Source organism: Planomonospora alba (assembly GCF_039534085.1).
Classification (GTDB): Bacteria; Actinomycetota; Actinomycetes; order Streptosporangiales; family Streptosporangiaceae; genus Planomonospora_B; species Planomonospora_B alba.
In genome coordinates, this window is sequence record NZ_BAAAUT010000010.1 from 93756 (window position 1) to 118623 (window position 24868).

The 24868-nt window shown below is 72.7% G+C and carries 22 protein-coding genes and 1 tRNA gene; 8 read left to right on the forward strand and 15 right to left on the reverse strand.

Annotated features, from left to right (window positions below; genetic code table 11):
- Positions 1–25: 25 nt before the first annotated feature.
- The 14 genes from ABD823_RS08110 to mfd all read right to left on the reverse strand — a co-directional run bounded on the left by ABD823_RS08110 (position 26) and on the right by mfd (position 14722).
- Entirely contained in the window at positions 26–436 is a 411-nt protein-coding gene (locus tag ABD823_RS08110; RefSeq protein ID WP_344857418.1) for a PPOX class F420-dependent oxidoreductase, read from the reverse strand.
- Between the two features lie 73 nt (positions 437–509).
- Positions 510–746 carry a DUF4287 domain-containing protein gene (locus ABD823_RS08115; RefSeq protein ID WP_425566579.1) on the reverse strand — a complete coding sequence of 79 codons (237 nt, stop codon included), beginning with the start codon at positions 744–746 and terminating at the stop codon, positions 510–512.
- Positions 747–929: 183 nt separating this feature from the next.
- Positions 930–1721: a Bax inhibitor-1/YccA family protein gene (locus ABD823_RS08120; protein ID WP_344857420.1), complete on the reverse strand. Its 792-nt coding sequence runs from the start codon at positions 1719–1721 to the stop codon at positions 930–932.
- 222 nt (positions 1722–1943) lie between these two features.
- Positions 1944–2016 (reverse strand) — tRNA-Leu (locus ABD823_RS08125).
- Between the two features lie 130 nt (positions 2017–2146).
- Entirely contained in the window at positions 2147–3463 is a 1317-nt protein-coding gene (locus tag ABD823_RS08130; protein ID WP_344857422.1) for an NAD(P)/FAD-dependent oxidoreductase, read from the reverse strand.
- A 172-nt stretch (positions 3464–3635) separates the two neighbouring features.
- Positions 3636–4433, reverse strand: a complete 798-nt coding sequence (locus ABD823_RS08135) for a uracil-DNA glycosylase (RefSeq protein WP_344857424.1) — start codon at positions 4431–4433, stop codon at positions 3636–3638.
- Between the two features lie 256 nt (positions 4434–4689).
- Positions 4690–5877 (reverse strand): hypothetical protein, encoded by a 1188-nt coding sequence (locus ABD823_RS08140; protein ID WP_344857426.1) that lies wholly within the window; start codon positions 5875–5877, stop codon positions 4690–4692.
- Positions 5878–6046: 169 nt separating this feature from the next.
- Positions 6047–7006 carry a Ppx/GppA phosphatase family protein gene (locus ABD823_RS08145; RefSeq protein ID WP_344857428.1) on the reverse strand — a complete coding sequence of 320 codons (960 nt, stop codon included), beginning with the start codon at positions 7004–7006 and terminating at the stop codon, positions 6047–6049.
- Complete coding sequence (locus ABD823_RS08150; protein WP_344857430.1) at positions 7003–7557, reverse strand: DUF501 domain-containing protein; 555 nt, start codon at positions 7555–7557, stop codon at positions 7003–7005. The genes ABD823_RS08145 and ABD823_RS08150 overlap by 4 nt, the downstream gene beginning before the upstream one ends.
- 80 nt (positions 7558–7637) lie before the next feature.
- A complete protein-coding gene (locus ABD823_RS08155; RefSeq protein ID WP_344857432.1) occupies positions 7638–8084 on the reverse strand; it encodes an FtsB family cell division protein in 447 nt (148 codons plus the stop codon).
- A gap of 105 nt (positions 8085–8189) precedes the next feature.
- On the reverse strand, positions 8190–9467 hold the full coding sequence (eno, locus tag ABD823_RS08160; RefSeq protein WP_344857434.1) for a phosphopyruvate hydratase: 1278 nt from the start codon (positions 9465–9467) through the stop codon (positions 8190–8192).
- 112 nt (positions 9468–9579) lie between these two features.
- Complete coding sequence (locus tag ABD823_RS08165) at positions 9580–10530, reverse strand: nucleoside triphosphate pyrophosphohydrolase (RefSeq protein ID WP_344857436.1); 951 nt, start codon at positions 10528–10530, stop codon at positions 9580–9582.
- 12 nt (positions 10531–10542) lie between these two features.
- Entirely contained in the window at positions 10543–11157 is a 615-nt protein-coding gene (locus ABD823_RS08170; RefSeq protein ID WP_344857438.1) for a SurA N-terminal domain-containing protein, read from the reverse strand.
- Between the two features lie 28 nt (positions 11158–11185).
- The gene (mfd, locus tag ABD823_RS08175; RefSeq protein ID WP_344857440.1) at positions 11186–14722 is read right to left on the reverse strand and encodes a transcription-repair coupling factor; all 3537 of its coding nucleotides are present in this window, start codon (positions 14720–14722) and stop codon (positions 11186–11188) included.
- Between the two features lie 185 nt (positions 14723–14907).
- Between mfd and ABD823_RS08180 the strand changes: the two genes are divergently transcribed.
- The 3 genes from ABD823_RS08180 to ABD823_RS08190 all read left to right on the forward strand — a co-directional run bounded on the left by ABD823_RS08180 (position 14908) and on the right by ABD823_RS08190 (position 17958).
- Entirely contained in the window at positions 14908–15624 is a 717-nt protein-coding gene (locus tag ABD823_RS08180) for a class I SAM-dependent methyltransferase (protein ID WP_344857442.1), read from the forward strand.
- A gap of 78 nt (positions 15625–15702) precedes the next feature.
- Positions 15703–16944, forward strand: a complete 1242-nt coding sequence (gene cysC / locus ABD823_RS08185; protein ID WP_344857444.1) for an adenylyl-sulfate kinase — start codon at positions 15703–15705, stop codon at positions 16942–16944.
- A 60-nt stretch (positions 16945–17004) separates the two neighbouring features.
- Positions 17005–17958: a sulfite exporter TauE/SafE family protein gene (locus ABD823_RS08190; RefSeq protein ID WP_344857446.1), complete on the forward strand. Its 954-nt coding sequence runs from the start codon at positions 17005–17007 to the stop codon at positions 17956–17958.
- Here ABD823_RS08190 and ABD823_RS08195 read toward each other — a convergent pair.
- A complete protein-coding gene (locus ABD823_RS08195; protein WP_344857447.1) occupies positions 17842–18894 on the reverse strand; it encodes a glycoside hydrolase family 26 protein in 1053 nt (350 codons plus the stop codon). The two genes, ABD823_RS08190 and ABD823_RS08195, sit on opposite strands and share 117 nt — an antisense overlap.
- A 352-nt stretch (positions 18895–19246) precedes the next feature.
- Between ABD823_RS08195 and ABD823_RS08200 the strand changes: the two genes are divergently transcribed.
- Genes ABD823_RS08200 through ABD823_RS08220 form a run of 5 tightly spaced genes read left to right on the forward strand, consistent with a single transcriptional unit; the run spans position 19247 to position 24807 of the window.
- Positions 19247–20770, forward strand: coding sequence for a Wzz/FepE/Etk N-terminal domain-containing protein (locus ABD823_RS08200; RefSeq protein ID WP_344857449.1), 1524 nt, complete (start codon positions 19247–19249; stop codon positions 20768–20770).
- Positions 20767–22062 (forward strand): O-antigen ligase family protein, encoded by a 1296-nt coding sequence (locus ABD823_RS08205; protein WP_344857451.1) that lies wholly within the window; start codon positions 20767–20769, stop codon positions 22060–22062. The genes ABD823_RS08200 and ABD823_RS08205 overlap by 4 nt, the downstream gene beginning before the upstream one ends.
- The gene (locus ABD823_RS08210) at positions 22059–23024 is read left to right on the forward strand and encodes a hypothetical protein (RefSeq protein ID WP_344857453.1); all 966 of its coding nucleotides are present in this window, start codon (positions 22059–22061) and stop codon (positions 23022–23024) included. Before ABD823_RS08205 ends, ABD823_RS08210 begins: the two co-directional genes overlap by 4 nt.
- A complete protein-coding gene (locus ABD823_RS08215) occupies positions 23021–23878 on the forward strand; it encodes a sulfotransferase family protein (protein ID WP_344857455.1) in 858 nt (285 codons plus the stop codon). The genes ABD823_RS08210 and ABD823_RS08215 overlap by 4 nt, the downstream gene beginning before the upstream one ends.
- Positions 23866–24807, forward strand: coding sequence for a sulfotransferase (locus ABD823_RS08220; RefSeq protein ID WP_344857457.1), 942 nt, complete (start codon positions 23866–23868; stop codon positions 24805–24807). The genes ABD823_RS08215 and ABD823_RS08220 overlap by 13 nt, the downstream gene beginning before the upstream one ends.
- The last annotated feature ends 61 nt before the right edge of the window (positions 24808–24868 follow it).

Genomic DNA, 24868 nt, shown 5'->3' on the forward strand with positions numbered 1-24868 from the left:
CCGGCCGCCTCCCCCGCCGAGGCGGTCAGCCGTGGGCGTCGGGACCGGCGCGGGTGAGGTCGATCCTCACGATCACCCGCCGGTCCCGCTCCATCGCCGCCCGGTAGTCGTCCCAGTCGGGGTGCTCGCCGGAGATGTCGCGGTAGTAGGAGACCAGGAGGTCCATCGCCTCCGGCAGCGAGACGATCTCGGCCGTGCCCTCGATCTGGATCCACTCGCCGAAGAAGGCGTCCGTCATCACGCAGAGCGCCACCCGCGGGTCCCTGCGGAGGTTGCGGACCTTCGCCGCCGTCTCCCTCGTGCTGATCACGGGGCGCCCCTGGGCGTCCAGCCCCACCGTGACGGGGGACAGCTGGGGCCGGCCGTCGGCGTGCCGGGTCAGCATCACCGCCCGGTGGTTGCTCCGGATGAACTCACGTGCCCTGTCGAGATCCATGGGCCCATCATCGCCGCGCGTGGGAGGACTCCGCCACCGGTGGCGGCGGAGTCCTGGGGCGGGGACCGATGGTTTACAGGTGCTGGCGGCGGTGCCGCTCGTGCTCGTGCACGATGGCGGCGGCGTAGCCGTGGGTCAGCCCGTGCTCGGCGGCGAGCCAGTTGGCGCGCTCCTCACAGCGGAGGAACGACGGGCCGTTGTCGAGAGCTTGGAACCACTCGGGGAGCGCACGCCCCGTGATGTCCGGGACCCTGGCGATCAGCTTGTGGTGCGTCTCCATCGAGTGGTTCAGCGGCATGGATTCCTCCACGGGTAAGGCCTCCTTTGCTTGACAGTGCCTCACGACACCCGGGATTACAAGACCTGGGGAGGGTCTCCTGTTGCACGCCGTCGACCTCCGACTGCGTTTTACGCAGGTTATGCCCGTTTTGTCATGAAAAAACCCCGCCGGAGGTTGTCCGGCGGGGTTTATCCGTTTATTACGGAGCGGCGGTCAGTCGCTGCTGCTGAAGTAGCTCAGCAGGCGCAGGACCTCCATGTAGATCCAGACCAGGGTCACCGTCAGGCCGAAGGCCATCAGCCAGGAGTACTTCGCCGGGACGCCCGCCCGGACGCCCTCCTCGACCTGGTTGAAGTCGAGGAGCAGGAAGAAGCAGCCCAGCAGGATCGCCGCGGCGCTGACCGCGTAACCGATCGGGCCGGCCTCGCGGAGGCCGAGGCCGCCCTCGACGAAGAAGCTCGCGACCCAGTTGACCAGCAGCGCGCCGAGGAGGCCGAGGGAGGCCGCCACGACGAACTTGGTGAACTTCGGCGTCACCCGGACGATGCGCAGCGCGTAGACCGTCAGCATGGCGCCGAAGGCCAGGGCCGTGCCGAGGACCGCCTGGATGACGATGCCCGGGAAGAAGTTCTCCATCAGGTGGCTGACCACGCCGACGGCGACGCCGTAGGCGACCGAGTAGCCGAGGATCAGCGCCGGGTTGGTGCTCTGCTTGAACGAGATGACCAGCGCCAGGATCAGGCCGACGATCACACCGGCGATCGCCGCGCCCCAGCCGAGGTTGAGCACCCAGGCCGCGGCGGCCGCGACGACCAGCGTGCCGAGGGTCATGAAGCCCCGCACGACCACGTCGTCGATCGTCATCGCCCGGTAGGCGGGCGGAGCGTGCTGCGCGTACGCCGGGGCGTCGTACATGCCCTGCAGCTGCTCGGGGGTCGGGGTCGGCGCGCCCCAGGCCTGGTGGCCCTGGGGCTGCCGCTTGAATACGGGGTTCTTGCTCTCCATCGCTGCCTCCACGCTGCGACCTACGCGATCAGCGTATTAGATCGGTCGTCACACAGCCGTATCGTGCTTATATCATCATGCGCGAGTGGCCGTACGGCTACCGCCGTCACTCTCAACGACCGGTGCCCCTCCCGAGTTCCCGCCTCGCCGGCGATCTCACAGGAGCCTGCGGCCCGCCGGGGAGGGCGGCGCCGCGCGCGCTCGGAGGACGGCCGGCACGAGTGCCCCCGGCGGGACTCGAACCCGCACCTCGACCCTTTTAAGGGGTGTGCCTCTGCCATTGGGCTACGGGGGCGCCGCAATCATACGTAACGGACCACCCGGGCGTAACCGTTCTTCCCATCCGTCGCACCTCTCACCGCCGGCCGGGCCCGCGGCCCGGCCCGGAAGGTCCGGGCCGGGCCGCGGGCCCCGGCGCGGGAGGCTCAGGCCGCCGCGGCGGCCTTGAACTCGGCGCGCGGCTCCTCCAGCTCCCCGAGCGAGACCGTCTCGCGCTTGAAGAACAGCGCCAGCGTCCAGTCCGCCATCACACGGACCTTCCGGTTGAGGGTCGGCACCCGCGACAGGTGGTAGGTGCGGTGCATGAACCACGCGGGCAGGCCGCGCAGCTTGACGCCGTAGACGTTGGCGACGCCCTTGTGCAGGCCCAGGCCGGCGACCGATCCGACGTACTTGTGCCGGTAGTCGGCCAGCTCCTCACCGCGCAGGTGGCGGGTGATGTTGTCGGCCAGCACCTTGGCCTGGCGGACCGCGTGCTGGGCGTTGGGCGCGCAGTACTGGCCCGGGTTGGTCACGTCGGGCACCCCGGCCACGTCGCCCGCGGCGAACGCGCCGGTGGTCCCTGCCACGGTCAGCCGCGTGGTCGTCTTGATCCGGCCGCGCTCGTCGAGCGGCAGGTCGCCCGCGTTCACCACCGGGCTGGGCTTGACGCCGGCGGTCCACACGATGGTGGCCGCCTCGAACTCGTCGCCGTCGGAGAGCTTGACGTGGCCGCCCACGCAGGACTCCAGGCGGGTGTTCATCTTGACCTCGATGCCACGCTCCCGGAGCTGCTCGGCGGTCCACCGGCCCATCTCCGGCCCGACCTCGGGCAGGATCCGGTCGGTGGCCTCGACCAGGACCCAGCGCAGGTCCTCACGCTTGACGTTGTGGTAGTAGCGGACCGCGTCGAGCGCCATGTCCTCCAGCTCGGCCAGCGCCTCGATGCCCGCGAAGCCGCCCCCGACCACGACGAACGTCAGCGCCCGGCGGCGCAGGGCCTCGTCCTCGTTGGTCTCCGCCCGGTCGAGCAGGCCGAGCACCCGGTTGCGCAGGGCGATCGCCTCCCCCACCGTCTTGAAGCCGATCGCGGAGTCCGCCAGCCCCGGGACGGGCAGCGTGCGGGAGACCGAGCCCGCCGCCATCACCACGATGTCGTAGCCGATCTCGTAAGGAGTGCCGACGTTCGGCTCGAAGAGCACCTTGCGGGAGGCGTGGTCGACCTTGGCGACCTTGCCGTTGAGGATCGTCGCCTTGCGCAGGACCCGCCGGAGCGGGACCACCACGTGGCGGGGCGAGAGGTTGCCGGCCGCGGCCTCCGGGAGGAACGGCTGGTAGGTCATGTGCGACTCGGGGGTCAGGACGGTGATGCGCACACGGCCCTCGCGCAGCTCCCGGCGGAGCGTGCGCTGCAGCCGCAGCACGGTGTAGAGGCCGACGTAGCCCCCACCGACGACCACGATGTGCTTGGAGTCGGGATTCACTTCGGCGCCATCCTTAGGTCGGGGGGTTTGTGAAAGCTTTCACAAGCATACGTCCGCCGTCGCGAGGACGCCAGGAGCCTCCCTGGCAACTTCGCCCAAATTTACGTAAAGAGCACTATTTGATCGTCATTACAGAGGAAAATTCGAGATTTGTTCCCTTTTGTGATAGACCTCACAGGCCACGCAGCGTATTGGCCCTGGTGAAGACCTCGTCGAGCATCGCGGCGGTCACCCGGCCGGTGAAGGTGTTCTGCTGGCTGGGGTGGTAACACCCCAGAAGATGCGCCGAACTTCCGTCGCGGGAGAGCTCGACCTCGGCGCCGTGCCCGAAGGCGGGCCGGGGCCGCGGCAGGACGTACCCCGCCTCCCCCAGCGCGGGCCAGACGGCCTGCCAGGCGAATCCGCCCAGGGCCACCACCACCCGCAGGCTCTCCGCGACGAGCCGGATCTCCCGGGCCAGCCAGGGGAAGCAGGCGGCCCGCTCCTGCGGCGTCGGCTTGTTGGCGGGCGGTGCGCACCGCACCGCCGCGGCCATCCGCGCGCCGACCAGCCGCTGCCCGTCCCCCGCCCGCACGCTGGTCTCCTGCGCGGCGAGGCCGGTCCGGTACAGCGAGGCGAACAGCCAGTCCCCGCTCCGGTCGCCGGTGAAGATCCGGCCGGTGCGGTTGCCGCCGTGCGCGGCCGGGGCCAGCCCCACGATCAGCACCTCCGGCCTCTCCTCCCCCCAGCCGGCGATGGGCCTGCCCCAGTAGGTCTCCTCGGCGAACGCCCGCCGCCTGACCGTGGCGACCTCCTCGCGCCACTCCACCAGGCGCGGACAGGCCCGGCAGACCGACTGCCGGGCGGTGAGGTCGGCGAGTGTGCGGCTCGCGGCGGCGAGCTCCCGCACCTGCGCGGGATCGTGCGCGACGGGGGTGTCGGGCCGTGCGGGATCGTCCGGCCAGCCGGACCCCGGAGGAACGAAGGTCATGCCTCCGATCGTGCCACCGCCCGGCCGGGACCCGTCCCGCTTCCCAGGCGTGGCCGCGTCCCGGCCGGCCGCCGCTCCCCACCGCCGCCGCACCGCCGGAGCCGCGGATCCGGGCGGACCGGGGCGACGGGTCCCCGGAGGACGGCACGCAGGGCCCCGGGAACGGCAGAAGGCGGCGCCCGCACGGAGCGGGCGCCGCCTCCTTCACGTTCTCCCCCGGCTCAGGTCTCCCTCAGCCGAGGCGTCCCCGCGGGACTCAGGCGCCGGGCGCCTTGGTCTCGGAGGCCTCCGGGGCCGGAGCCGGCTTGTCCTCGGTCTTGTCCGCGGGCTTCTCGGGCGCGGCGCAGGCCGCGCCGTAGCTGCCCGACTTGGAGTCGCCGTCGACCCGCAGCTCGACGACGCCACCCTTCAGGCCGTCCGACGCCCCGCTGTACGAGACGGTCTTGGTGCCGGAGCCGTCGAAGGTCAGGTGGCCGCCACCGACGGCCTTGCCGTTGACGACCCACTCGTAGCGGACCTTGGCCGGGCCGCTGGAGTAGATGCTGCCGGCGGCGGTCACGTTCGCCTGCGGGCACTCGGCCGCAGTGTGGTTCACGGACACGTGGCCGACCTTGACCAGGGCGTCAGGCTTCGGCGCGTGGGGCTTGCCCGGCCTGTGCCAGTCCTTGCCCGGCTTGTGCCAGTCCCTGCCCGGCTTGTGCCAGTCCTTGCACCAGATCTTGAAGCCGACCTTGTTGGAGGAGGTGTGGTACGGGTCCACGACCTGCAGGACCGCCCAGCCGCGCAGGCTGTCGCGGGTGCGGATCAGGTGGCTGACCGTGGTGGAGCCGTGCACCTTCACCGTGCCGCGGTCGACGACGTGGCCGTTGACGAGCCAGCGGTAGTGCACCCAGCGGTGGCCGGAGGTGCTGATGCGGCCCACGAGGCGGGCCTTGCAGTTGCCCTCGTCCACCCACGCCTTGGTGTAGACGCGCGGGTCCTCGATCTCGTGCTTGTAGCCGTCGTCACAGGAGACCTTGAAGTAGGACTTCTGCGAGGTCTTCTTGTACGGGGCCAGGACCTGCAGCGCCTCCCAGCCCTTGGTGTCGCTGCCGATCTTGTGGGTCTCCTTCACCGTGACGTACTTGACGCCCTTGCCCACGGTGAAGCTCTTGACCGAGCTCGCGGAACCGTTGCCACGCAGCCACCGGTAGGCGACCTTGGTCTTGCCGTCGGCGACCTTCACCTTGATCTTGGTGGTGAACGTGACCTTCACCGGGCAGTCGCCGCGGTAGTTCGAGAGGGAGACCTTGGGCGTGCCCACCGATACGGCGGCCTTCGCCTTGTGGGTCTTCGGACCGCTGGCCGCCGCTGCGGGCGTGGCCAGCAGACCCGCCGTCATCGTCGCCAGCATGGCCGCACCGGCTCCGACGGCGGCCAGCTTGCTCGCTAGACCGGACTTCATGAGGGGATGCTCCGTTTCGTTAGGAAGCGGTTGCGCTCCGGAGACGGTTGCCGCCCCGACACCAGCTGTGCCGGGCCCCACGGCAAAGCCTCGCTAAAGCTTCTTTACCTAACCATAAAACGGATGGATCATTCAATACGACAACAGAGGTGCTTTTGTCCAGATGTTGTCATGATTTGCCGAGCGACCACGCGATCCCGTCGAGGATGTCGCACTCGCTGACGACGACCTCGGCGAAGCCGTACCGCTGCAGAATCCGGTCGAGAATGAGCGCACCGGCCCCGATGACGTCGACGCGGCCGGGATGCATGACCGGGATGGCCGCCCGCTCAGAATGGGACATTTCTAGCAAACGGTGCGATATTTCATGCACCCGATTCGCCGGAATCCGCGCGTGATGGATTTGCTCAGGGTCGTATTCGTCCAGTTCAAGAACGATTCCGGCGACCGTGGTCACCGAGCCCGCGAGGCCGACCATGGTCAGCGCCCGCTCCACCGGCACCTCCTCCGCGACCCGGTCGAGCGCGTCGTCGATGTCGGCGGCCATCGCCTCGACGGCCGCGGCCGCGGGCGGGTCGCCCGCTCCGCGCAGATGCCGCTCGGTCAGCCGGACGCAGCCGATGTCGACCGAGAGCGCCGCCTCCGCGTGCGTCGAGCCGATCACGAACTCGGTGGAGCCCCCGCCGATGTCGACCACGAGGTACGGCGGGCGGGTGCCGACGGGAGTGGGCAGGCCGGTCTCGGGAGACAGGCTCACCAGGTCTCCGGTGGCCCCGGTGAACGACAGCTCCGCCTCCTCCGCGCCGGTCACCACCTCCGGCTCGACCCCGAAGATCTCCCGCACCCCGTCGGCGAAGTCCTGCCGGTTGGCGGCGTCCCGGGTCGCGCTGGTGGCCACCACCCGGACCGCGGTGGCCCCGTGGCCCTCGATCAGGGCGGCGTAGCCCCGCATCGCGGCGAAGGTGCGCTCCAGCGCCTCCGGCGCGAGCCTGCCCGTCTCGTCCACGCCCTGCCCGAGCCGGACGATCTCCATCCGCCGCTCCACCTCGTGCAGCGAGTCGGAGTGGACGTCCGCGACCAGCAGGCGGACGGAGTTGGTGCCACAGTCGATCGCGGCGACGCGGGTCACCGGGAGCCCTCCTCGGAAACGGTCGTGTCGGTCGTGGCGGTCGTGCCGGGCCCGTCCACGCGGCAGCACGGCCCGTCGGCCCACCACGCGCCGAGCGCGTCGAGCGCCTCGCGCCCGAAGGGGTTGGTCCCCGGCGCCGCCAGCTCGTGGGCGACCAGCGCGTGCAGGCACTTGACCCGGTCCGGCATCCCACCGCTGCTCTGCATGCCCCGGGGCAGCGGCTCCAGTCCTTCCTCGGCGGCCGCCTTGTCCCGGCGCGCCACGTAGTCCTCGTGGGCGGCCCGGTAGGCCGCGGCCAGCTCCGGATCCTCGGCGAGGCGGGCGCGCATCTCCCGCATCATCCCCGTGCTCTCCAGGGTGCCGATGGCGGAGTTGGCCCGGGGGCAGGTCAGGTAGAACAGCGTCGGGAAGGGCGAGCCGTCCGGCAGGCGCGGCGCGGTCTCCACCACGTCGGGCAGCCCGCACGGGCAGCGGTGCGCCACCGCCCGCAGCCCTCTCGGCGTCCGGCCGAGCTGCTGTGCCACCGCCGCCACGTCGCGGTCGTCAACCATCACACCACCCCCACGGAAGAACGGCTACCAGGCTATCGGCCGCCCGCCCCGCCACGCGCGGCGCGGGAGCCGCGCCGGTCTCAGCCCGCGGGCCGCGGCGCACCGGCCCTCCCGGCGGCGTCGCCGGTCCGGGCCCTGCGCCCCGTTCCGGTGTCGGCCGCCTCGACCGACTCCCACAGCGTCTGGTACCACGGCGGCGTGGCGGTCCTCTTCGGCGCGGCCGTGCCCGTCCCGCCGGCGGGCTCGTCGTCCATGACGACGTAGCACTTCTGACCGGGGTCGCAGTAGAACAGCCGCTCCCGGGCCTGCCGCTTGATGTAACCGGGGTCCTGCAGCTGCCTGCGCCGGTCCTCCAGCTCCTTGATCGCCGCCAGCTCCCGGGCCTTCTCCTGCTCCAGCTGGGCGATGTTGCGGCGCTGCGTGATGTACTCCCTGATCGGGTAGGCGAGACTCATCGCGATCGCGCACACCACGACCGCGAGCACCGCGGCCCGGCCCGTCAGCTGCGGCCGCTTCACTCTGTTCATGACGACGCTCCGCCTCGCGGGTCCTTCGGGTCGACGGCGGCGCCGCGCGTCGCGGCTCCGCCGTACGGCCCGCGCCCGGCGGGGGCGCGGGCCGTAGGTGCGAAGCTACCGCGTGAAGCGGGGGAACGCGGCGCGGCCCGCGTAACGGGCGGCGTCGTCGAGGAGCTCCTCGATGCGCAGCAGCTGGTTGTACTTGGCCACGCGGTCGGAGCGGGCCGGGGCGCCGGTCTTGATCTGGCCGCAGTTGGTGGCCACGGCGAGGTCGGCGATGGTGGTGTCCTCGGTCTCGCCGGAGCGGTGGCTCATCATGCAGCGGTAGCCGTTGCGGTGGGCCAGGTCCACCGCGTCGAGGGTCTCGGTCAGGGTGCCGATCTGGTTGACCTTGACCAGCAGCGCGTTGGCGGTGCCCTCGGCGATGCCGCGGGCCAGCCGCTCGGGGTTGGTCACGAACAGGTCGTCGCCGACGAGCTGGACCTTGTCGCCGAGGGCGCGGGTGATGGCGTTCCAGCCCTCCCAGTCGCTCTCGTCCAGCGGGTCCTCGATGGAGACCAGCGGGTAGTTCGCGACCAGGTCCTCGTAGAAGGAGATCAGCTCGGTGGAGGACAGGCCCTTGCCGTCGATGGTGTAGACGCCGTCGCCGTGGAACTCGGAGGCGGCCACGTCGAGGGCGAGCGCCACGTCCTGGCCCGGCGTGTAGCCGGCCTTCTCGATCGCGACCAGGATCAGGTCGAGGGCGTCGCGGTTGGACGGCAGGTTCGGCGCGAAGCCGCCCTCGTCGCCCAGGCCGGTGGCGTAGCCCTTCTCCTTGAGCACGGACTTGAGGGCGTGGTAGACCTCGGTGCCCATCCGCACCGCCTCGCGGAACGTCTCCGCGCCTACGGGTGCGATCATGAACTCCTGGATGTCGACGTTGGTGTCGGCGTGCGCGCCGCCGTTCAGGATGTTCATCATCGGGACCGGGAGCACGTGCGCGTTCGGCCCGCCGAGGTAGCGGAAGAGCGGCAGCTCGGCGCTCTCGGCGGCGGCCTTGGCGACGGCCAGCGAGACGCCCAGGATCGCGTTGGCGCCCAGCCGACCCTTGTTCGGCGTGCCGTCGAGGTCGATCATGACCTGGTCGATGCTGCGCTGCTCGGCGGCGTCGAAGCCGAGGATCTCGTCGGCGATCTCGTCGGTCACCCCGAGGACGGCCTTCTCCACGCCCTTGCCGCCGTAGCGGCCCTCCCCGTCGCGCAGCTCGACGGCCTCGAACTGGCCGGTGGAGGCCCCGCTCGGCACCGCGGCGCGGCCCTCGCTGCCGTCGTCCAGCAGGATGTCGACCTCGACCGTCGGGTTACCCCGGGAGTCAAGGATCTCGCGGGCGTGCACACCCTCGATGGAAGCCACGAAGCGCTCCTAAGGTCGCAGGACAGTTTGCTGAAAAAGCCTATCGACCCTTACTTCTCAGTACGGCTACCGCCCCACCGGGTGATCGCTCCGGCGTGTCCGGTCTCCCGGATCAGGCGTGCCGGCGGACCCGGTCGCGGTAGGCGCGCGCCACCGCCCGCAGTTCGGCCTCCGGGTCGAGCCCCTCGGCCTGCGCCTGCCGTACCAGCTCGAACAGCCGCGCGCCGATGCCGTCGGCGGGCACGTCCTCCGGCAGGCCGGTGGGGGCGCCCACCCGGGCGGCGCGGCGCAGCAGCTGCGCGGTGAGGGAGAGCGCGGGCTGGCCCATCGGCACGCCGTCCACGGCGGACCCGGCGTCGCCGCCGCTCTTGGCCGCCCGCTCGGCCGCCTTGATGGCCTCCCAGTTGTCGCTGACCTGCTCGGCGCCGTCCACCTCGACGGAGGCGAACACGTGCGGGTGGCGGCGGACCAGCTTGTCCACGATGCCCGCCGCCACGTCGTCGACGTCGAACCCGCCCTCCTCGGCGGGGCGCTCGGCCGCGACGCGCGCGTGGAACGCCACCTGCAGCAGCAGGTCGCCGAGCTCCTCGCGGAGCGCGCCCCGGTCGCCCTCCTCGATCGTCTCCAGCACCTCGTAGGCCTCCTCGATGAGGTACGGCGCCAGCGACTCGTGGGTCTGCTCCGCGTCCCACGGGCAGCGGGTGCGGAGCCGGTCCATCACCGCCACCAGGTCGAGCAGGCGCGCGCCGGGCAGGTCGTACGAGCCGGGCACGACCTCGATCACCGGCGGGTCCTCGAGGGCCAGCGCCGCGTGGCCGATCGCGCGCATCAGCGCCTCGTCGGCCTCCAGCCAGACCACGTCCCGCTCCCGGGCCTCGCGGACCAGGGCGGCCGGGTCCGGCTCGGCGACCTCGACCCCGATCCCGGCCTCGGCCAGGAACGGCAGGTGCGGGTGGTCCGGCGAGGCCGTGCGCACCGGGCCGGCCGCCAGGACCTGCCAGGCGCGGTGGCCGAGCAGGCCCGGGGCGACCCGGGGCGAGGTGGTGACGACGATCAGCGCCATGCCGGGCGGGTGCTAGGAGGCGGCCTGGAGCCTGCCGAAGCGGCCGGCGTCGACGTAGTAGTCGGCCCCGCTCTGCGCCTGCGGGTTGACCACGCCGTAGCGGGGGTTGCGCACGATCTTGATGGTCTCGGCCTCCTTGGCCAGCTTCTGGGAGGCGGCCTGCCGGGACGCGTCGTCCTGCCCGGCGCCGAAGCGCTGCAGCAGCTTCTGCTCGGCGAGGGTGATGCGGACCAGGTCGCGCAGCTTCGACGGGGGCGCGCCCACGGAGACGGCGATCTGCTCGTCCGTGACCTGCTGACCGGCCTGGGAGCGGTACTGGGCGAGGAAGCCGTCGATCTCCGACTCGGTGACCGTGACGCCGTTGCGCTCGCTGAGCTGGCCGACCTGCTCGATGGAGATCAGGTTCGACAGCACGGCCTGCGGGACCGAGCCGCGCAGCCCGCTCGTGTCGCCGCCGGTCCTGGCCCGCGCCGCCTCGAACTCCTTGACGCCGGCGTCCAGCTCGCCGGCACTGATCCTCTCGCCGCCCACGATGGCGACGGCTCCCGCCTGCGCCGGGGAGCAGGCGGTCAGCGCGGCACCCGCGGCCACGGCCGCCAGGATGACGCGCACTCGAGTCGACTTCACTTGCGATCCCTTCACGACAAACGCCGATTCACTTTACCGGCACGCTCTCGAGGAACATCGCCTCGACCAGGTCGCCGCACCACCTGAGCAGCTCCAGGTCGCGCAGCGGCTGGCCGCCGAGCGGCTTGGTCTTGGGCACGGGCACCAGCAACGTACCGGTCGCCTGCTTCAGCAGCGCCTTCGGGTAGAGCCGCTGGAGCCTGACCTGCTGGGAGTCGCGCAGCTGCACCGGGGCGAAGCGGATGTGCTGGCCCTGCAGGGTGACGTCGGTGAGGCCGGCCTTGCGCGCGCGGATCCGGAAGCGCGCCACGGCCAGCAGGTTCTCCACCTCCACCGGCGGCCTGCCGTACCGGTCGGTGAGCTCGTCGCGGACCGCCGCGATGTCGTCGTCGGTGCAGACGGCCGCGACGCGCTTGTAGGCCTCCAGGCGGAGCCGCTCGGAGGTGACGTAGTCGTGCGGGATGTGCGCGTTGACGGGCAGCTCGACCTTGACCTCCGGCCGCTCCTCGACCTCGCCCCCGTCCAGCTTGGCCTTCTGCTCCTGCACGGCCTCGCTCATCATCCGCACGTACAGGTCGAAGCCGACGCCCGCGATGAAGCCCGACTGCTCGGCGCCCAGGATGTTGCCGGCGCCGCGGATCTCCAGGTCCTTCATCGCGACGTACATGCCGGCGCCCATCTCGGTGTGCTGGGCGATGGTGGCCAGCCGCTCGTGGGCGGTCTCGGTGAGCGGCTTCTCCGGCGGGTAGAGGAAGTAGGCGTAGCCGCGCTCGCGGCCCCGGCCCACCCGGCCGCGGAGCTGGTGCAGCTGGGACAGGCCGTAGTTGTCGGCCCGGTCCACGATCAGCGTGTTGGCGTTCGGCACGTCGAGGCCCGACTCGACGATCGTGGTGGAGACGAGCACGTCGAACTCCCGCTCCCAGAAGCCCACCATGATCTTCTCGAGCTGCTGCTCGTTCATCTGGCCGTGCGCGACGGCGATGCGCGCCTCGGGGACCAGCTCGTGCAGGCGGGCCGCCACCTTGTTGATGCTCGCGACCCGGTTGTGGACGAAGAAGACCTGGCCGTCGCGCATCAGCTCGCGGCGGATCGCGGCGGCGATCTGGTTCTCGTCGTAGGGGCCGACGAAGGTGAGGATGGGGTGGCGCTCCTCCGGCGGGGTGAGGATCGTCGACATCTCGCGGATGCCGGTCAGGCCCATCTCCAGCGTGCGCGGGATCGGCGTGGCGGACATGGCCAGCACGTCGACCTGCGTGCGCAGGCGCTTCATGGCCTCCTTGTGCTCGACGCCGAAGCGCTGCTCCTCGTCGATGATGATCAGCCCGAGGCTCTTGAACCTGGTCTCCGGGGAGAGCAGCCGGTGGGTGCCGATCACCACGTCCACCGAGCCGTCGGCCAGGCCGCGCAGGGTCTCGGCGACCTCGGCGTCGCTCTGGAAGCGCGACATCGGCCGCACGTTCAGCGGGAAGCCGGAGAAGCGCTCGGTGAAGGTGGACAGGTGCTGCTGGACCAGGAGCGTGGTGGGCACCAGCACCGCGACCTGCTTGCCGTCCTGCACGGCCTTGAACGCCGCCCGCACCGCGATCTCGGTCTTGCCGTAGCCGACGTCGCCGCAGATCAGCCGGTCCATCGGGATCGGGCGCTCCATGTCGCGCTTGACCTCCTCGATGGCCGCCAGCTGGTCGCCGGTCTCGGCGTACGGGAAGGCGTCCTCCATCTCCCGCTGCCACGGCGTGTCCGGGCCGAAGGCGTGCCCCGGCGAGGCCATGCGCGCGCTGTAGAGTCGGATGAGCTCCCCGGCGATCTCCTTGACCGCCTTCTTCGCCCGGGTCTTGGTCTTGGCCCAGTCGGCGCCGCCCATCCGGTTGAGCGTGGGCGCCTCGCCGCCGACGTAGCGGGTGACCTCGTCGAGCTGGTCGGTCGGCACGTAGAGGCGGTCGCCCTTGGCGTACTCGATCACGAGGTACTCGCGGGTGGCGCCCTGCACGGTCCGCTGCACCATCTCGACGTAGCGGCCCACGCCGTGCTGCTCGTGCACCACGTGGTCGCCGACCTTGAGCTGGAGCGGGTCCACCATGTTGCGGCGGCGGCTGGGCAGCCGGCGCATGTCCTTGGTGGAGGCCTTCTGGCCGACCAGGTCGAGGTGGGTCAGCACGGCCAGCGACGGGCTGACGAAGCCGTGCTCGACCAGGCCCGTGGTGACGTGCACGACGTGCGGGTCGGGCGCCCGGTCGACGCCGGGGACCAGGCGGGCGGGCAGGTCGACGCCCTTGAGCAGCTCGACCATGCGCTCGGCCGGGCCGTGGCCCTCGCTGACCAGCACGACGGCCCTGCCGCCCTCCAGCCAGCCCTTGATGTCGGCCAGCGCCCGCTGGGTGTCGCCCCGGTAGGCCTCCGCCTCGCGGGCGTCCAGGACCAGCGCGCCGTCGCGGGCGCCGAGCCCGTCGTCGCCGCCGCCGAACGGCGCGATCGACCACCACGGCTGCCCGAGCTTGCCGGCGTGCTCGCGGACCTCCTCCAGCGTGCGGAAGGCCGCCGCCCCCAGGTCGATCGGGGCCTGCCCGCCGGCCGCGGCGGTGATCCAGGAGGCCTCCAGGAACTCCTGGCTGGTCCGCACCAGCTCGTCGGCGCGGCTGCGGATGCGCTCGGGGTCGCAGACGAAGACCGCCGCGCGCGCGGGCAGGTGGTCGACGAGCAGGTCCATCTCCCCGGCCAGCACGGGCGCGAACGCCTCCATGCCCTCGACCGGGACGCCCTCGGCCAGCTGCTGGAGGACCTCGGCCAGCGCCGGGTGCTCGGCGGCCAGCTCCGCGGCCCTGGCCCGGACCTCGCCGGACAGCAGCAGCTCCCGGCAGGGCGGGGCGAACAATCCGCCCTCGGCGACCTCCAGCGAGCGCTGGTCGGCCACCTTGAACCAGCGGACCTCCTCGACCGTGTCGCCCCAGAACTCCAGCCGGAGCGGGTGCTCCTCGGTGGGCGGGAAGACGTCCAGCAGACCGCCCCGGACCGCGACCTCGCCGCGTTTCTCCACCATGTCCACCCGGTGGTAGCCGGCGGCCACCAGCGCGTGCACGACGTCGTCGAGGTCGGCGTCGTCCCCGGCGCGCAGCCGTACCGGCTCCAGGTCGCCGAGGCCGCGCACGATCGGCTGGAGCACCGCGCGGACCGGGGCGACGACGACGCGGAGCGGGCCGGCGGCGGGGTCGCCCGCGACGGGGTGGGCCAGCCGGCGCAGCACGGCCAGGCGCTTGCCGACGGTGTCGCTGCGCGGTGACAGGCGCTCGTGCGGGAGGGTCTCCCAGGCGGGGAAGACGGCGACCGCGTGCTCGTCCAGGAGGCTGGAGACGGCGGCGGCCAGGTCCTCGGCCTCGCGCTCGGTCGCGGTGACCGCGAGCACGGTCCGCGGCGCGGTCGCGTCTCCGGCGGGCGCGCCGCCTGCGGAGCCCGCGCGCGCCAGCGCGGCCACCGCGAAGGGCCGCAGCGCGGGCGGCCCGACGAGCGCGGTGTCGGAGGCGGCGCCCAGGCGCGCGTCCTCCAGCGCGGAGGCCAGCGCAGGCTCGGCCATCACAAGGTCAAGAAGTCCTGAAAGGCTCAACAGAATCGCCCACTGCCCCACGACGGCAAACAGATAAGGCCCCCGGACGGCGATGACACGGGGGTTGCCCGTCAAGCCTACTTGGCCCGGAGCGGCGCGCGGGAACGGATGACAGGTGCGTGACGTATGGCAACAAATCGACTACTCTGCGTTACATGAGAGGAATGCGAACGGTCGCCACCCGAGGCGACCTCTTCGAGCGCCGGATCCTGGAGCAGTGGACCGAGCGGCGCGGGCGCCGGCTCGACGTCCTGATCGCCGGGTGCGGCTGGCCCGACCCGCTGAACCTGGAGATGGAGAGCAGGGTCGTCGGGATCGACGAGGACCACCCGGCGGTGCGCGCGACCACCTCGGCCCGGGGGGACCTCACCTCGTGGGCGCTGGGCGACCTGCGCGCGGTGCCGGTGCCGCCCCGCGCCTTCGACGTCGTCTACGTCCCGTTCCTGCTGGAGCGCCTGGAGCACCCCGAGCTCGTGCTGGACCGGCTGCTCGCCGGGCTCCGCACGAACGGGCTGCTGCTGCTGCGGATGCGCGACCGGGAGTCGGCCTACGGCACGTGCGCCCGGCTGACCCCACGCCCCCTGCGGCGGCTGCTGTGGCACAGGCTCGTCCCGGACGGCACGCCGGGACCGCTGCCCAAGGTGTACGGCCCGTCCATCTCACGGGAGGGCATCCGCGCCTACTGCCTGACCCGGGGGCTGGTGGTCACCGACGAGTTCCTGGGCACCAGCAGCCCCGCCGCGGACCGGCCGCTGGTGCGCGCCGCGTGCTCGGTGATCGCGGCCGTCTCCCGCGGCCGGATCCCCGACTCGCACGACGAGATCACAATGATCATCCGGAAGCCGGAGGACTATTTCACCCGTCTGCTCTGAGCCGGCCCGGTTGATATGAGAGAACCGGGGTGGCTACAGTTACGATATCCGACTAATTCGATCGGGATTGTGGAGCAGATGACGGAGCCCTTGGAGTGGACCCCCGACGCCCGTGAGCTGGCCGACCTGGAGCTGCTGCTCTCCGGCGCGTACCACCCGCTGACCGGCTTCATGGGCCCGGCCGACGCGCACGCGGTCGCCGAGCACGGCACGCTCGCCGACGGCACGCCGTGGCCGGCCCCGGTCACGCTCGCCCTGCCCGGCGACCACCCGGCCGCGCCGGGCGACCGCGTCACGCTCCGCGACCCCGAGGGCGCCCCGCTGGCCGTGCTGACCGTCACCGAACGCGCGCAGGGCCTGGCCGCCGGGCCGGTGGAGGCGCTGGGCGCACCCGAGCACGGGCCGTTCGCCCGGCTCCGCCGCGCCCCCGCCGACGTCCGCAAGGAGCTGGCCGGCCGACCGGTCCTCGCCGTCACCATGCGCGGCCCCCTCGACGACCTGGCCGAGATCGAGGCGACCGCCGCCGAGCTGGACGCCGCCGTCCTGCTGCTCCCGCTGGCCTTCGGCGAGTCCGGGCCCGCGGTGGTCCGCGCCGCGCTGAGGGCCCGCGACCGCCTGGCGGAGACCTCCGCGGCGGGCGCCGCGGTCGCCGTGGTGCCGCTCGCCCCCCGCGAGGACCACGCCGTCGACCTGGAGCTGCGCGAGCGGGTGGCCGAGGCCTACGGCGCCGCCGAGCACCTGGCCGGCCCGGAGCCCGTCGTCATCCCCGGCCCGCCCCACCGGCGGGGCCTGGTGGTCTTCTTCACCGGTCTGTCCGGCTCGGGCAAGTCCACCGTCGCGCGGGGCCTGCGGGACGCGCTCCTGGAGCGCGGCGGCCGTACGGTGACCTACCTCGACGGCGACGTGGTCCGCCACCTGCTCTCGGCCGGGCTGGGCTTCTCCCGCGCCGACCGCGACCTCAACATCCGGCGGATCGGCTTCGTCGCCGCGGAGGCGGCCCGGCACGGCGGGCTGGCGATCTGCGCCCCCATCGCGCCGTTCGCCGCCACCCGCGCCGAGGTCCGGGCGATGGTCGAGGCCGTGGGCGCCGACTTCCTGCTCGTGCACGTGGCCACCCCGCTGGCCGAGTGCGAGCGGCGCGACCGCAAGGGCCTGTACGCCAAGGCCCGGGCCGGGCTGATCCCCGAGTTCACCGGCGTCTCCTCCCCCTACGAGGAGCCCGACGACGCCGACCTGGTGATCGACACGACGGGAATCTCCGTCGAGAGCGCCGTGGCCGCCGTGCTGGACCCGCTCGTGGCGGGGGGCTGGGTGCGGTGAGCGGCACGTCCGGCCGGAGACGGACCGCCCGCGCGGCGGATGAGGGATGGTGAACGCCTGATGAGCATCGATCTCCCCCTGGTCGCGGGGTCGTTCCTGGTCGCGGTCGTCGTCGGCCTGACCGGCATGGGCGGCGGCGCGCTGATGACGCCCATGATGATGCTGTTCTTCAACGTGCCGCCGCTCGCGGCGGTCTCCAGCGACCTGGTCGCCTCGGCGGTGATGAAGCCGGTGGGCGGGATCGTGCACATGCGCCGGGGCACGGTGAACCTGCGGCTGGTCGGGTGGCTGTGCGCCGGCTCGGTGCCCGCCGCCTTCAGCGGGGTGCTCGTCGCCCGCGCCTTCGGCGACGGCGAGCAGGTCCAGCAGGTGGTCAAGTACGCCCTGGGCGTCGCGCTGCTGCTGGCCGTGGCGGGACTGGTCGCCAAGGCGTGGATCGCCCGGCACGAGGGGCCCTCTTCGGCGGGTCTCGACGAGATCGACGTGCGCCCCATCCCGACGTTACTGGTCGGTATGGTCGGAGGCGTCGTGGTCGGCATCTCCTCGGTCGGCTCCGGCTCGCTCATCATCGTGGCGCTGCTCGCGCTCTACCCCGCCCTGCGCGCCAACCAGCTCGTCGGCACCGACCTGGTCCAGGCCGTCCCGCTGGTCGCCTCGGCCGCCCTCGGCCACCTGCTCTTCGGCGACTTCCAGCTGGACCTCACCACCTCGCTGCTCGTCGGCTCGATCCCCGGCGTCTACCTCGGCGCGCGCATCTCCTCGCGCGCCCCCGGCGGCGTCATCCGCGCGCTGCTCGCCGTCGTGCTGCTCGCCTCGGCGCTCAAGCTGCTCGGTGTGGGCAACACCGCCACCCTGTGGATCCTGGGCGGCGCGACGGCCGCCGGGGCGGCGGGCTGGTCACTTCTGCGGAACCGCGGTGGCGCGCAGGTAGGGGTCGCCGGCGAGCTCCCGGAAGGCGCGGCGCCCGCCGGGAGTGGTGTCGAAGCGGGTGTCTCCGCGCGGGGCGGCCGGTGAGTCGAAGTAGACCAGCGCCTTGATCTGCGGGTAGCGCCGCAGCTCCTGGCGGACCGAGGCGTAGAAGGACGACTTGAACCACGGCTGCTCCGGCCGCTCGAACACGCCCCACTCGGCGACCATGATGGGCTTGCCGGGGAAGCGCCATTGCATCCAGCGGTAGAACCCCGGCCAGTCGGGGAACTCCGTGCGGGTCTTGTTGATCAGCCCGTCGAAGGTCTGCACCCTGTCGTCGACGTACGGGTCCATGGCGACCCAGTCGACCACGTCGTCGCCCGGGTAGAGCTCCTCGAACCAGGGCTTCGAGGCCCAGTTCGGCGCGCCCATGTAGGTCATGACGGTGACCGCGTTGCGCACCCCTCCGGCGCGCAGCCGCTCGACCACGTGCCGGAACATCGCCGCGTAGTCCCGGGCGGTCATCCCCGAGCCGGGATCCGGGCGCACGTCGTTCTCCGGCTCGTGGTGCACGGTCAGGAAGAAGCGCTCGGGGAAGGTCGTGCGGATGTGCGCGGCCAGCCGGTCGATCCGCTGGTCCAGGGCGCCGGCGGCGATCTGCGCCCAGGTGTGCCCGAAGGAGGGCTTCCAGTTGACCAGCAGCAGCCTGCGCCCGGCGGGGTCGCGGGCCGCGGCCAGCTCCTGCGGGGTGGGGAAGAGCTCGTCCTCGCGGTGGTAGACGTGCACGATGTCGGCCCTGCGGCCCATGCGCCGCTCGGCTCGCGCCAGCGCCCGGTCGGGCCGCCTGCCGGTGAACACCTCCGGCGCCACCCCCCACCAGGCCCCGCAGGAGGGGATGAGCTTGGCGCTGGCCTCGCAGGCCGACATCGAGGGCGCGTCGAGGTCCAGCAGCCCGCCGCTGCGGACCGCGCTCTGCCGCGTCGTCTCCCAGGAGACCCCCGCGGCCTGGCCGCACGCGCTCACCCCCAGGACGAGGGCCATACCGGCACCGGCGATTACGGGCATCCTCAAAGTTCGCCTTAAATCGGCTTTTGTCCGATACAACGGTCCCTCACAGATGATCCGTCCGCGCATTTCTTTACCTTCCGCGGGTCACACCATCCCACCCGCCGGACGTGCTGCGTCGCAGATTTTGCCGGACCATGCCGCCTCCCCGGTACAGCATCGAGGAAATATCGGATGAACCGTCGTTATCTTGGCGTGATTGGCACCGCCTGCGCGAAGAAAATCTTGGGTATGCGGTCAGGAAAATAGCATTCCGGCCTATAGTCCTGAGGGTTCCCAGCGTCGGCCTCCCCCCGAGAGGCCCAGCCCGAGAGGGACTCCACACCGCATGAGCCTGTCGCCGGATCCCCCTGCCCGCCATACCGGCGGAGACCTGGCGGACTACGCGTCGCTGTTCCGCCGCCGCTGGCCGACCATCCTGCTGTGCCTCGCCGCCGGGACCGGCGGCGGCGGCGCCCTGCTCTGGACCACCCCGCCGTCCTACACCTCCACCGCCTACGTCCTGGTGACCCCGACCGGCGTCCAGGAGCAGACCAACCAGGTGACCAGCAGGCAGCGCGAGGCCCTCAACCTCGACACCGAGGCGCAGATCGCCCAGTCCGCCGTGGTCGCGAAGAAGGCCCAGGACGTGCTCAAGAGCGCCCCCGGCCCGGTCGACGTCTCCGTGCCGCCCAACACCTCGGTCCTGCAGATCTCCTACACCGCGGCCGACCCCAACAGCGCCGCCGCCGGCGCCGGCGCGTACGCCCGGGCCTACCTCGCCCACCGCCGCGAGGCCGCCGAGAAGGCGCTGGCCCTCCAGCTGGAGACATACCTGGACAAGCTGAAGCAGCTCAACGGGAGCCTGGCCAAGGTGCTGGACGCGCTGCCCGGCCTGGAGCGCGGCAGCGCCGACCACACCATCGCGCTGCAGAAGCGCAGCGTGCTCAGCCGCCAGATCTACAACCTCACCGTCAAGTACGACGCGCACAAGACCATCGCGATCACCCCCGGCTCGGTGATCAGCGAGGCGACCGCCCCGGAGGAGCCCAGCGCCCCCATCCCGCCCCTGTACCTCGGCAGCGGTTTCATGGTCGGCCTGCTCACCGGGGTCGGGCTCGCCTGGCTCCGCGACCGGCTCGACACCCGGCTCCGCGAGGCGGGCGACATCCCCCGCCTGACCGGTCTCGACCTCGTCAGCGGGCGCCAGGTCACCGACCTGGCGGCCGCGGGGACCGCGGTGCTGCTGGTCCCGCTGCCCGGGACCTCGTCGCGGGAGGTGGCGCTGGCCGTACGGCGGCTGCAGGAGGGCGGCGTCCCGGTGCTCGGCGCGCTCGCCGCCGCGCGCGACGACGCCCCCGGTGACCCGCCGGGAAAATCCGCAGGCGGGGGGAGCAGGAACGGCGCCCGGCCTCCGGCGGGCCGCGTCAACGGCGCGCCGGTCCCCACCGCCGCACGGCCGCCCGCGGCCGGAACGAGGTCCCCCGCCCACCGGGAACCCCCCGCAGACGGGGAGTGGACCACCCCGACCCGTGAGGCCGCCACCCGCCCCTCGCGGACCGTCCCCGCCCACGAGGGCACCCCGGCCCGTGAGGCCGCCACCGGCCCGTCCCGGACCGTCCCCGCCCGAGAGGGCGCGGGCGGCGGCCCGCGCGCCCGCGCCGCCCGCGGGACCGCCCCCCGCGGGCTCCCCCACGACGTGCCCGAGCCCGACGCCACCGTCGAGATCGCCCTGGCCGACGTGCGCAGCGCGCTCCGCCGCCCCTCTCCCGCCGACCGGCGCGCGGGCGTGGACGACGCGCCGGACGACACTCCGGAGAGCGCTCCGCTCGCGCACGTGCCCGCGGTCGGCAAGCGGGTGTTCCCGCCGTGAGGCTCCCGCCCCCGGCGAGCCTGCCCATCGCCGCGTTCCTGGTCGGCTACCCCCTCTGGTGGGCGCTGGGCTTCGGCGGGCTGGCCGTGGTCGTGCTGGCCCCGGCGATGGCGGTCGTCCTGTGGCGGCGCCGCCCGGTAAAGGTGCCGTCCGGGTTCGGGCTCTGGCTGCTGCTGCTCGCCGGCTACCTGGTCAGCGCGCTCATGCTCGCCGAGATGCCCCCCGACACCTACGGCGAGTTCGGCGCGGGACGGGTGATCGGCTACCTGATGCGCCTGGCCCTCTACGTCTCCCTGACGATCATGATCCTCTACCTGGGGAACCTCACCGAGCACGAGCTGCCGCAGCTCGCCCTGGTGCGCATGCTCGGCGTGCTGTTCCTCACGACCGTCGCGGGCGGGCTGCTGGGCGTGCTCGCCCCGCACGTGCAGTTCACCTCACCGGTGGAGCGCCTGCTGCCCGGCTGGATCAGCGGCAACTCCTTCGTGCAGAACCTCATCCACCCCACCGCCGCCCAGATGCAGAAGGTCCTCGGCCACGCCTCCCCCCGCCCCGAGGCCCCCTTCGAGTGGGCCAACGCCTGGGGCAGCAACTTCTCGGTGCTGCTCGTCTGGTTCGTGGTCGGCTGGTGGGTGCACGGCGGGCCGCGCCGGCGCCTGGCCGTGGTCCCGCTGCTCGCCCTCGCCTCCGTGCCCGTCGTCTACTCGCTCAACCGCGGCCTCTGGATCGGCCTCGGCATAGCCGTCGCCTACCTGGTCCTGCGGACGCACCGGCGGCGGCGCCTGGTGATCTGCTCGGCCGTCGCGGCGGGAGCCCTGGCCTTCACCTTGAGCCCCCTCCAGCCGCTGGTCTCCCAGCGCCTGGACAACCCGCACAGCAACGACATCCGCGCCTTCACCGTCTCGGCCACCATCGCCGCCGCCACCACCTCGCCCGTCATCGGCTACGGCAACAACCGCAGCGCCCGGGGGAACTACCGGACCATCACCACCGGCAAGAGCGACTGGTGCGACACCTGCGGCCACCCGCCGCTGGGCAGCGACGGCCAGCTCTGGCACCTGATGATCACACAGGGCTTCGTCGGCGCCGCGCTCTACGTCGCGTTCTTCACCGGAGCCGTCCGGCGGCACTGGGCCGACCGCTCGCCGATCGGCATGGCCGGCGTCCTGGTGATGATCCTCACCCTCCTCTACATGTTCGTCTACGACGGGCTGGTCACACCGCTCAGCCTCTATCTGATCTCGTTCGCGCTGCTCTGGAGAAACTCGATGGCACGGGGGACCATCTCATGAACGACACCCGGGTACGGCTGCGCTATCTCCGGCAGACCATCGGCCTGCTCTTCCCCGGCTCCGGCGAGGCCCGGCCGTACAGTCTGCTGCCGCACCCCCTGCTGCCGCGCAGGCTCGCGCCGCGCGCCTGGTGGCACCCCGGCGGGAAGGTCATGGTCCCCACCGGCGGGGACACCATCGAGACCTACCTGAGCGAGGTCCTGGGCACCCCGGTCCGGGTGGCGCTGCACGTCCGTCCCGCCCGGCGGGCCAACCGCAAGCCGATCCTGGAGGCCCGCGGCCCCGGCGGGCCGGTCGCCTTCGTCAAGGTCGGCGACACCCCCCGCGCCCGGGAACTCGTCGCCCACGAAGCGCGCACCCTCGGCATGCTCGCCGAGGCGCCGCTGAAGACCGTCGTCGCGCCCGCCGTTCTCCACCACGGCTCCTGGCGCGGCCTGTCGGTCCTGGCCCTGTCCCCCCTCCCGGTACGGCGCGGCACGCCCGGCGAGGACCTGCGCACCGCGGCGATCCACGAGATCAGCGCGCTCGGCGGGAACAGCGGGAACGGCGCACCCGCGGGGAGCGGCACGCCGGGCGAGAAGAGCGCACCCGGAGGCGGGAAGCGGTTCGCCTGGCACGGCGACTTCTCCCCGTGGAACATCGCCCCCGGCCCGGACGGCCGGCTGCTGGTGTGGGACTGGGAGCGGTTCGGCACCGGGGTGCCGCTCGGATTCGACGCCCTCCACCACTTCTTCCACCGGGCCCTGCGCCGGATGAGGCCGGTCACCGCCGCCCGCGCGTGCCTCGCGCAGGCGCTGCCGCTGCTGGCCCCGTTCGGCCTGTCGGCGGGCGAGGCCCGGCTGACCGCGGTCCACTACCTGGCCGTGCTGGCCGACCGGCACGCCGCCGACGGCCACGAACCGCTCGGCCCGCCCGCCACCTGGCTCACGCCCGTCGTCGACTCCCAGGAGGTCCTGACGTGAACCCCGTGCTGAAACGCCCGGTGCACGCCATGTCGCGGACCACGGGCCGGATCACCTCCGGCAGCCGGGTCCTGCCGTCCTTCCTGATCATCGGGGCGCAGCGCTCCGGTACGACCTCGCTCTACCGGGCGCTCGCCCGCCACCCGCTCGTGCTCAAACCCGTCCTGCACAAGGGCGTGCACTACTTCGACATGGCCTACCACCGCGGCCTGCCCTGGTACCGGGCGCACTTCCCGCTGCGCGCCACGGCCGCGCGCCTGGCCCGCCGCCACGGCCGCCGCCCCCAGGCCTTCGAGTCCTCGCCCTACTACCTGTTCCACCCGCTGGCCGCCTCCCGGATCGCCGCCGACCTGCCAGGCGTGAAGCTCGTCGTGCTGGTCCGCGACCCGGTCGAGCGCGCCTTCTCCGCGCACGCCCACGAGCTGGCCCGCGGCTTCGAGACCGAACCGTGCTTCGCCCGCGCCCTGGAACTGGAGGACGAGCGGCTGGCCGGGGCCCAGGAGGCGCTGACCGCCTCGCCGCATGCGGCGCACCACTCCCACCGCCACCACGCCTACCTGGCCCGGGGACGCTACGCCGAGCAGCTCGCCCGGCTGGAACCGCTGGTCGGCCGGGACCGGATCCTCGTGCTGGACAGCGGCGAGCTCTTCACCCGGCCGCGGGCCGCCTACGACCGGGTGCTGGACTTCCTCGGCCTGCCGCACCTCGGCGAGGCGGTGGTCGAGCGGCACAACGCCCGCCCCCGGCCCGCGCCGATGCCCGCCCCGCTCCGCCGCGAGCTGACCGCGTACTTCGAGCGGTCCGACGCCCTGCTCACCTCCTGGCTCGGCGCGGAGCCCTCGTGGCGGGCCTGAGGCGGATCGCCGCGGGAGCGGAGCCGGCGCCCCCCGTCCTGGTGACCGGGCTACCGCGTAGCGGCACGAGCTGGACCGGCCGGATGCTCGTCGCGGGCGGCGAACTGGTCTACGTCAACGAGCCGCTCAACCCGCTGCCCCGGCCGGGCCGCTCCCCCGGCGTGCTCGACGCCGACGTCACCCACCGCTTCCAGTACATCCACGCCGGCGACGACGAGGTGTGGCTGCGTGCCTTCCGCGACACCACCACGCTGCGCTACCGGTTCGCGGCCGAGCTGCGCCGCAACCGCGCACCGTACGACCTGGCCCGCATGGTCCGGTACGGCACCGCGTTCACCTTCGGGCGGCTGACCGGCCGCCGGGCCCTGCTCGACGACCCGTTCGCGCTGCTGTCCGCGGGCTGGTTCGCCGAGCGGCTGGGCTGCCGGGTGATCGTCCTGGTCCGCGACCCGGTGGCGTTCGCCGGCAGCTGGAAGCGGCTCGGCTGGACGGTGGACTTCCGTGAACTGCTGGACCAGCCGGCGCTGCTCCGCGACCACCCCCGGATCGCGGAGCTGCGCCCGCTGGTGGACTGCCGGGACCACCTGGTCAGGAACACCGCCCTGTGGCGGGTCGCCGCGGCCGTCGCCGCCGACCTCGCCGCCCGCCACCCGCAGATCCTCCTGGTCCGCTACGAGGACCTGGCCGCCGACCCGGTGGCGGGCTTCCGCCGCCTGTACGGCTGGGCGGGCCTGACCTGGTCGGCGCGGGCCGAGCGGCGCGTCCGCCGCGCCTGCACGGCCTCCGGCTCGTCCCGGGCCGGTTTCGCCTGGCACGGCCTGTCCCGCACCGCCTACCGGCCGATGGACTCCCGCCGGGCCCCGGCCGAGGCACGCGGTCGGCTCAGCCCGCAGGAGGCCCGGCGGGTCATGGAGCTCGCCTCCTCCTGACCTCCCGCCAGGGCGACCGGGCGGGAGGTCCGCAGCGGCGCCGGGCGCCCGCGCGGGGACG

Excerpts from the sequence above, each read along its gene's own strand:
- cysC (WP_344857444.1), top strand. The coding sequence starts at position 15,703 with ATGACGGAGCCCTTGGAGTGGACCCCCGACGCCCGTGAGCTGGCCGAC.
- ABD823_RS08150 (WP_344857430.1), bottom strand. The coding sequence starts at position 7,557 with ATGGTTGACGACCGCGACGTGGCGGCGGTGGCACAGCAGCTCGGCCGG.
- ABD823_RS08200 (WP_344857449.1), top strand. The coding sequence starts at position 19,247 with ATGAGCCTGTCGCCGGATCCCCCTGCCCGCCATACCGGCGGAGACCTG.
- ABD823_RS08135 (WP_344857424.1), bottom strand. The coding sequence starts at position 4,433 with ATGACCTTCGTTCCTCCGGGGTCCGGCTGGCCGGACGATCCCGCACGG.
- ABD823_RS08195 (WP_344857447.1), bottom strand. The coding sequence starts at position 18,894 with ATGGCCCTCGTCCTGGGGGTGAGCGCGTGCGGCCAGGCCGCGGGGGTC.
- ABD823_RS08165 (WP_344857436.1), bottom strand. The coding sequence starts at position 10,530 with ATGGCGCTGATCGTCGTCACCACCTCGCCCCGGGTCGCCCCGGGCCTG.
- ABD823_RS08210 (WP_344857453.1), top strand. The coding sequence starts at position 22,059 with ATGAACGACACCCGGGTACGGCTGCGCTATCTCCGGCAGACCATCGGC.
- ABD823_RS08155 (WP_344857432.1), bottom strand. The coding sequence starts at position 8,084 with ATGAACAGAGTGAAGCGGCCGCAGCTGACGGGCCGGGCCGCGGTGCTC.
- ABD823_RS08140 (WP_344857426.1), bottom strand. The coding sequence starts at position 5,877 with ATGAAGTCCGGTCTAGCGAGCAAGCTGGCCGCCGTCGGAGCCGGTGCG.
- ABD823_RS08180 (WP_344857442.1), top strand. The coding sequence starts at position 14,908 with ATGAGAGGAATGCGAACGGTCGCCACCCGAGGCGACCTCTTCGAGCGC.
- ABD823_RS08190 (WP_344857446.1), top strand. The coding sequence starts at position 17,005 with ATGAGCATCGATCTCCCCCTGGTCGCGGGGTCGTTCCTGGTCGCGGTC.
- ABD823_RS08120 (WP_344857420.1), bottom strand. The coding sequence starts at position 1,721 with ATGGAGAGCAAGAACCCCGTATTCAAGCGGCAGCCCCAGGGCCACCAG.
- ABD823_RS08110 (WP_344857418.1), bottom strand. The coding sequence starts at position 436 with ATGGATCTCGACAGGGCACGTGAGTTCATCCGGAGCAACCACCGGGCG.
- mfd (WP_344857440.1), bottom strand. The coding sequence starts at position 14,722 with ATGGCCGAGCCTGCGCTGGCCTCCGCGCTGGAGGACGCGCGCCTGGGC.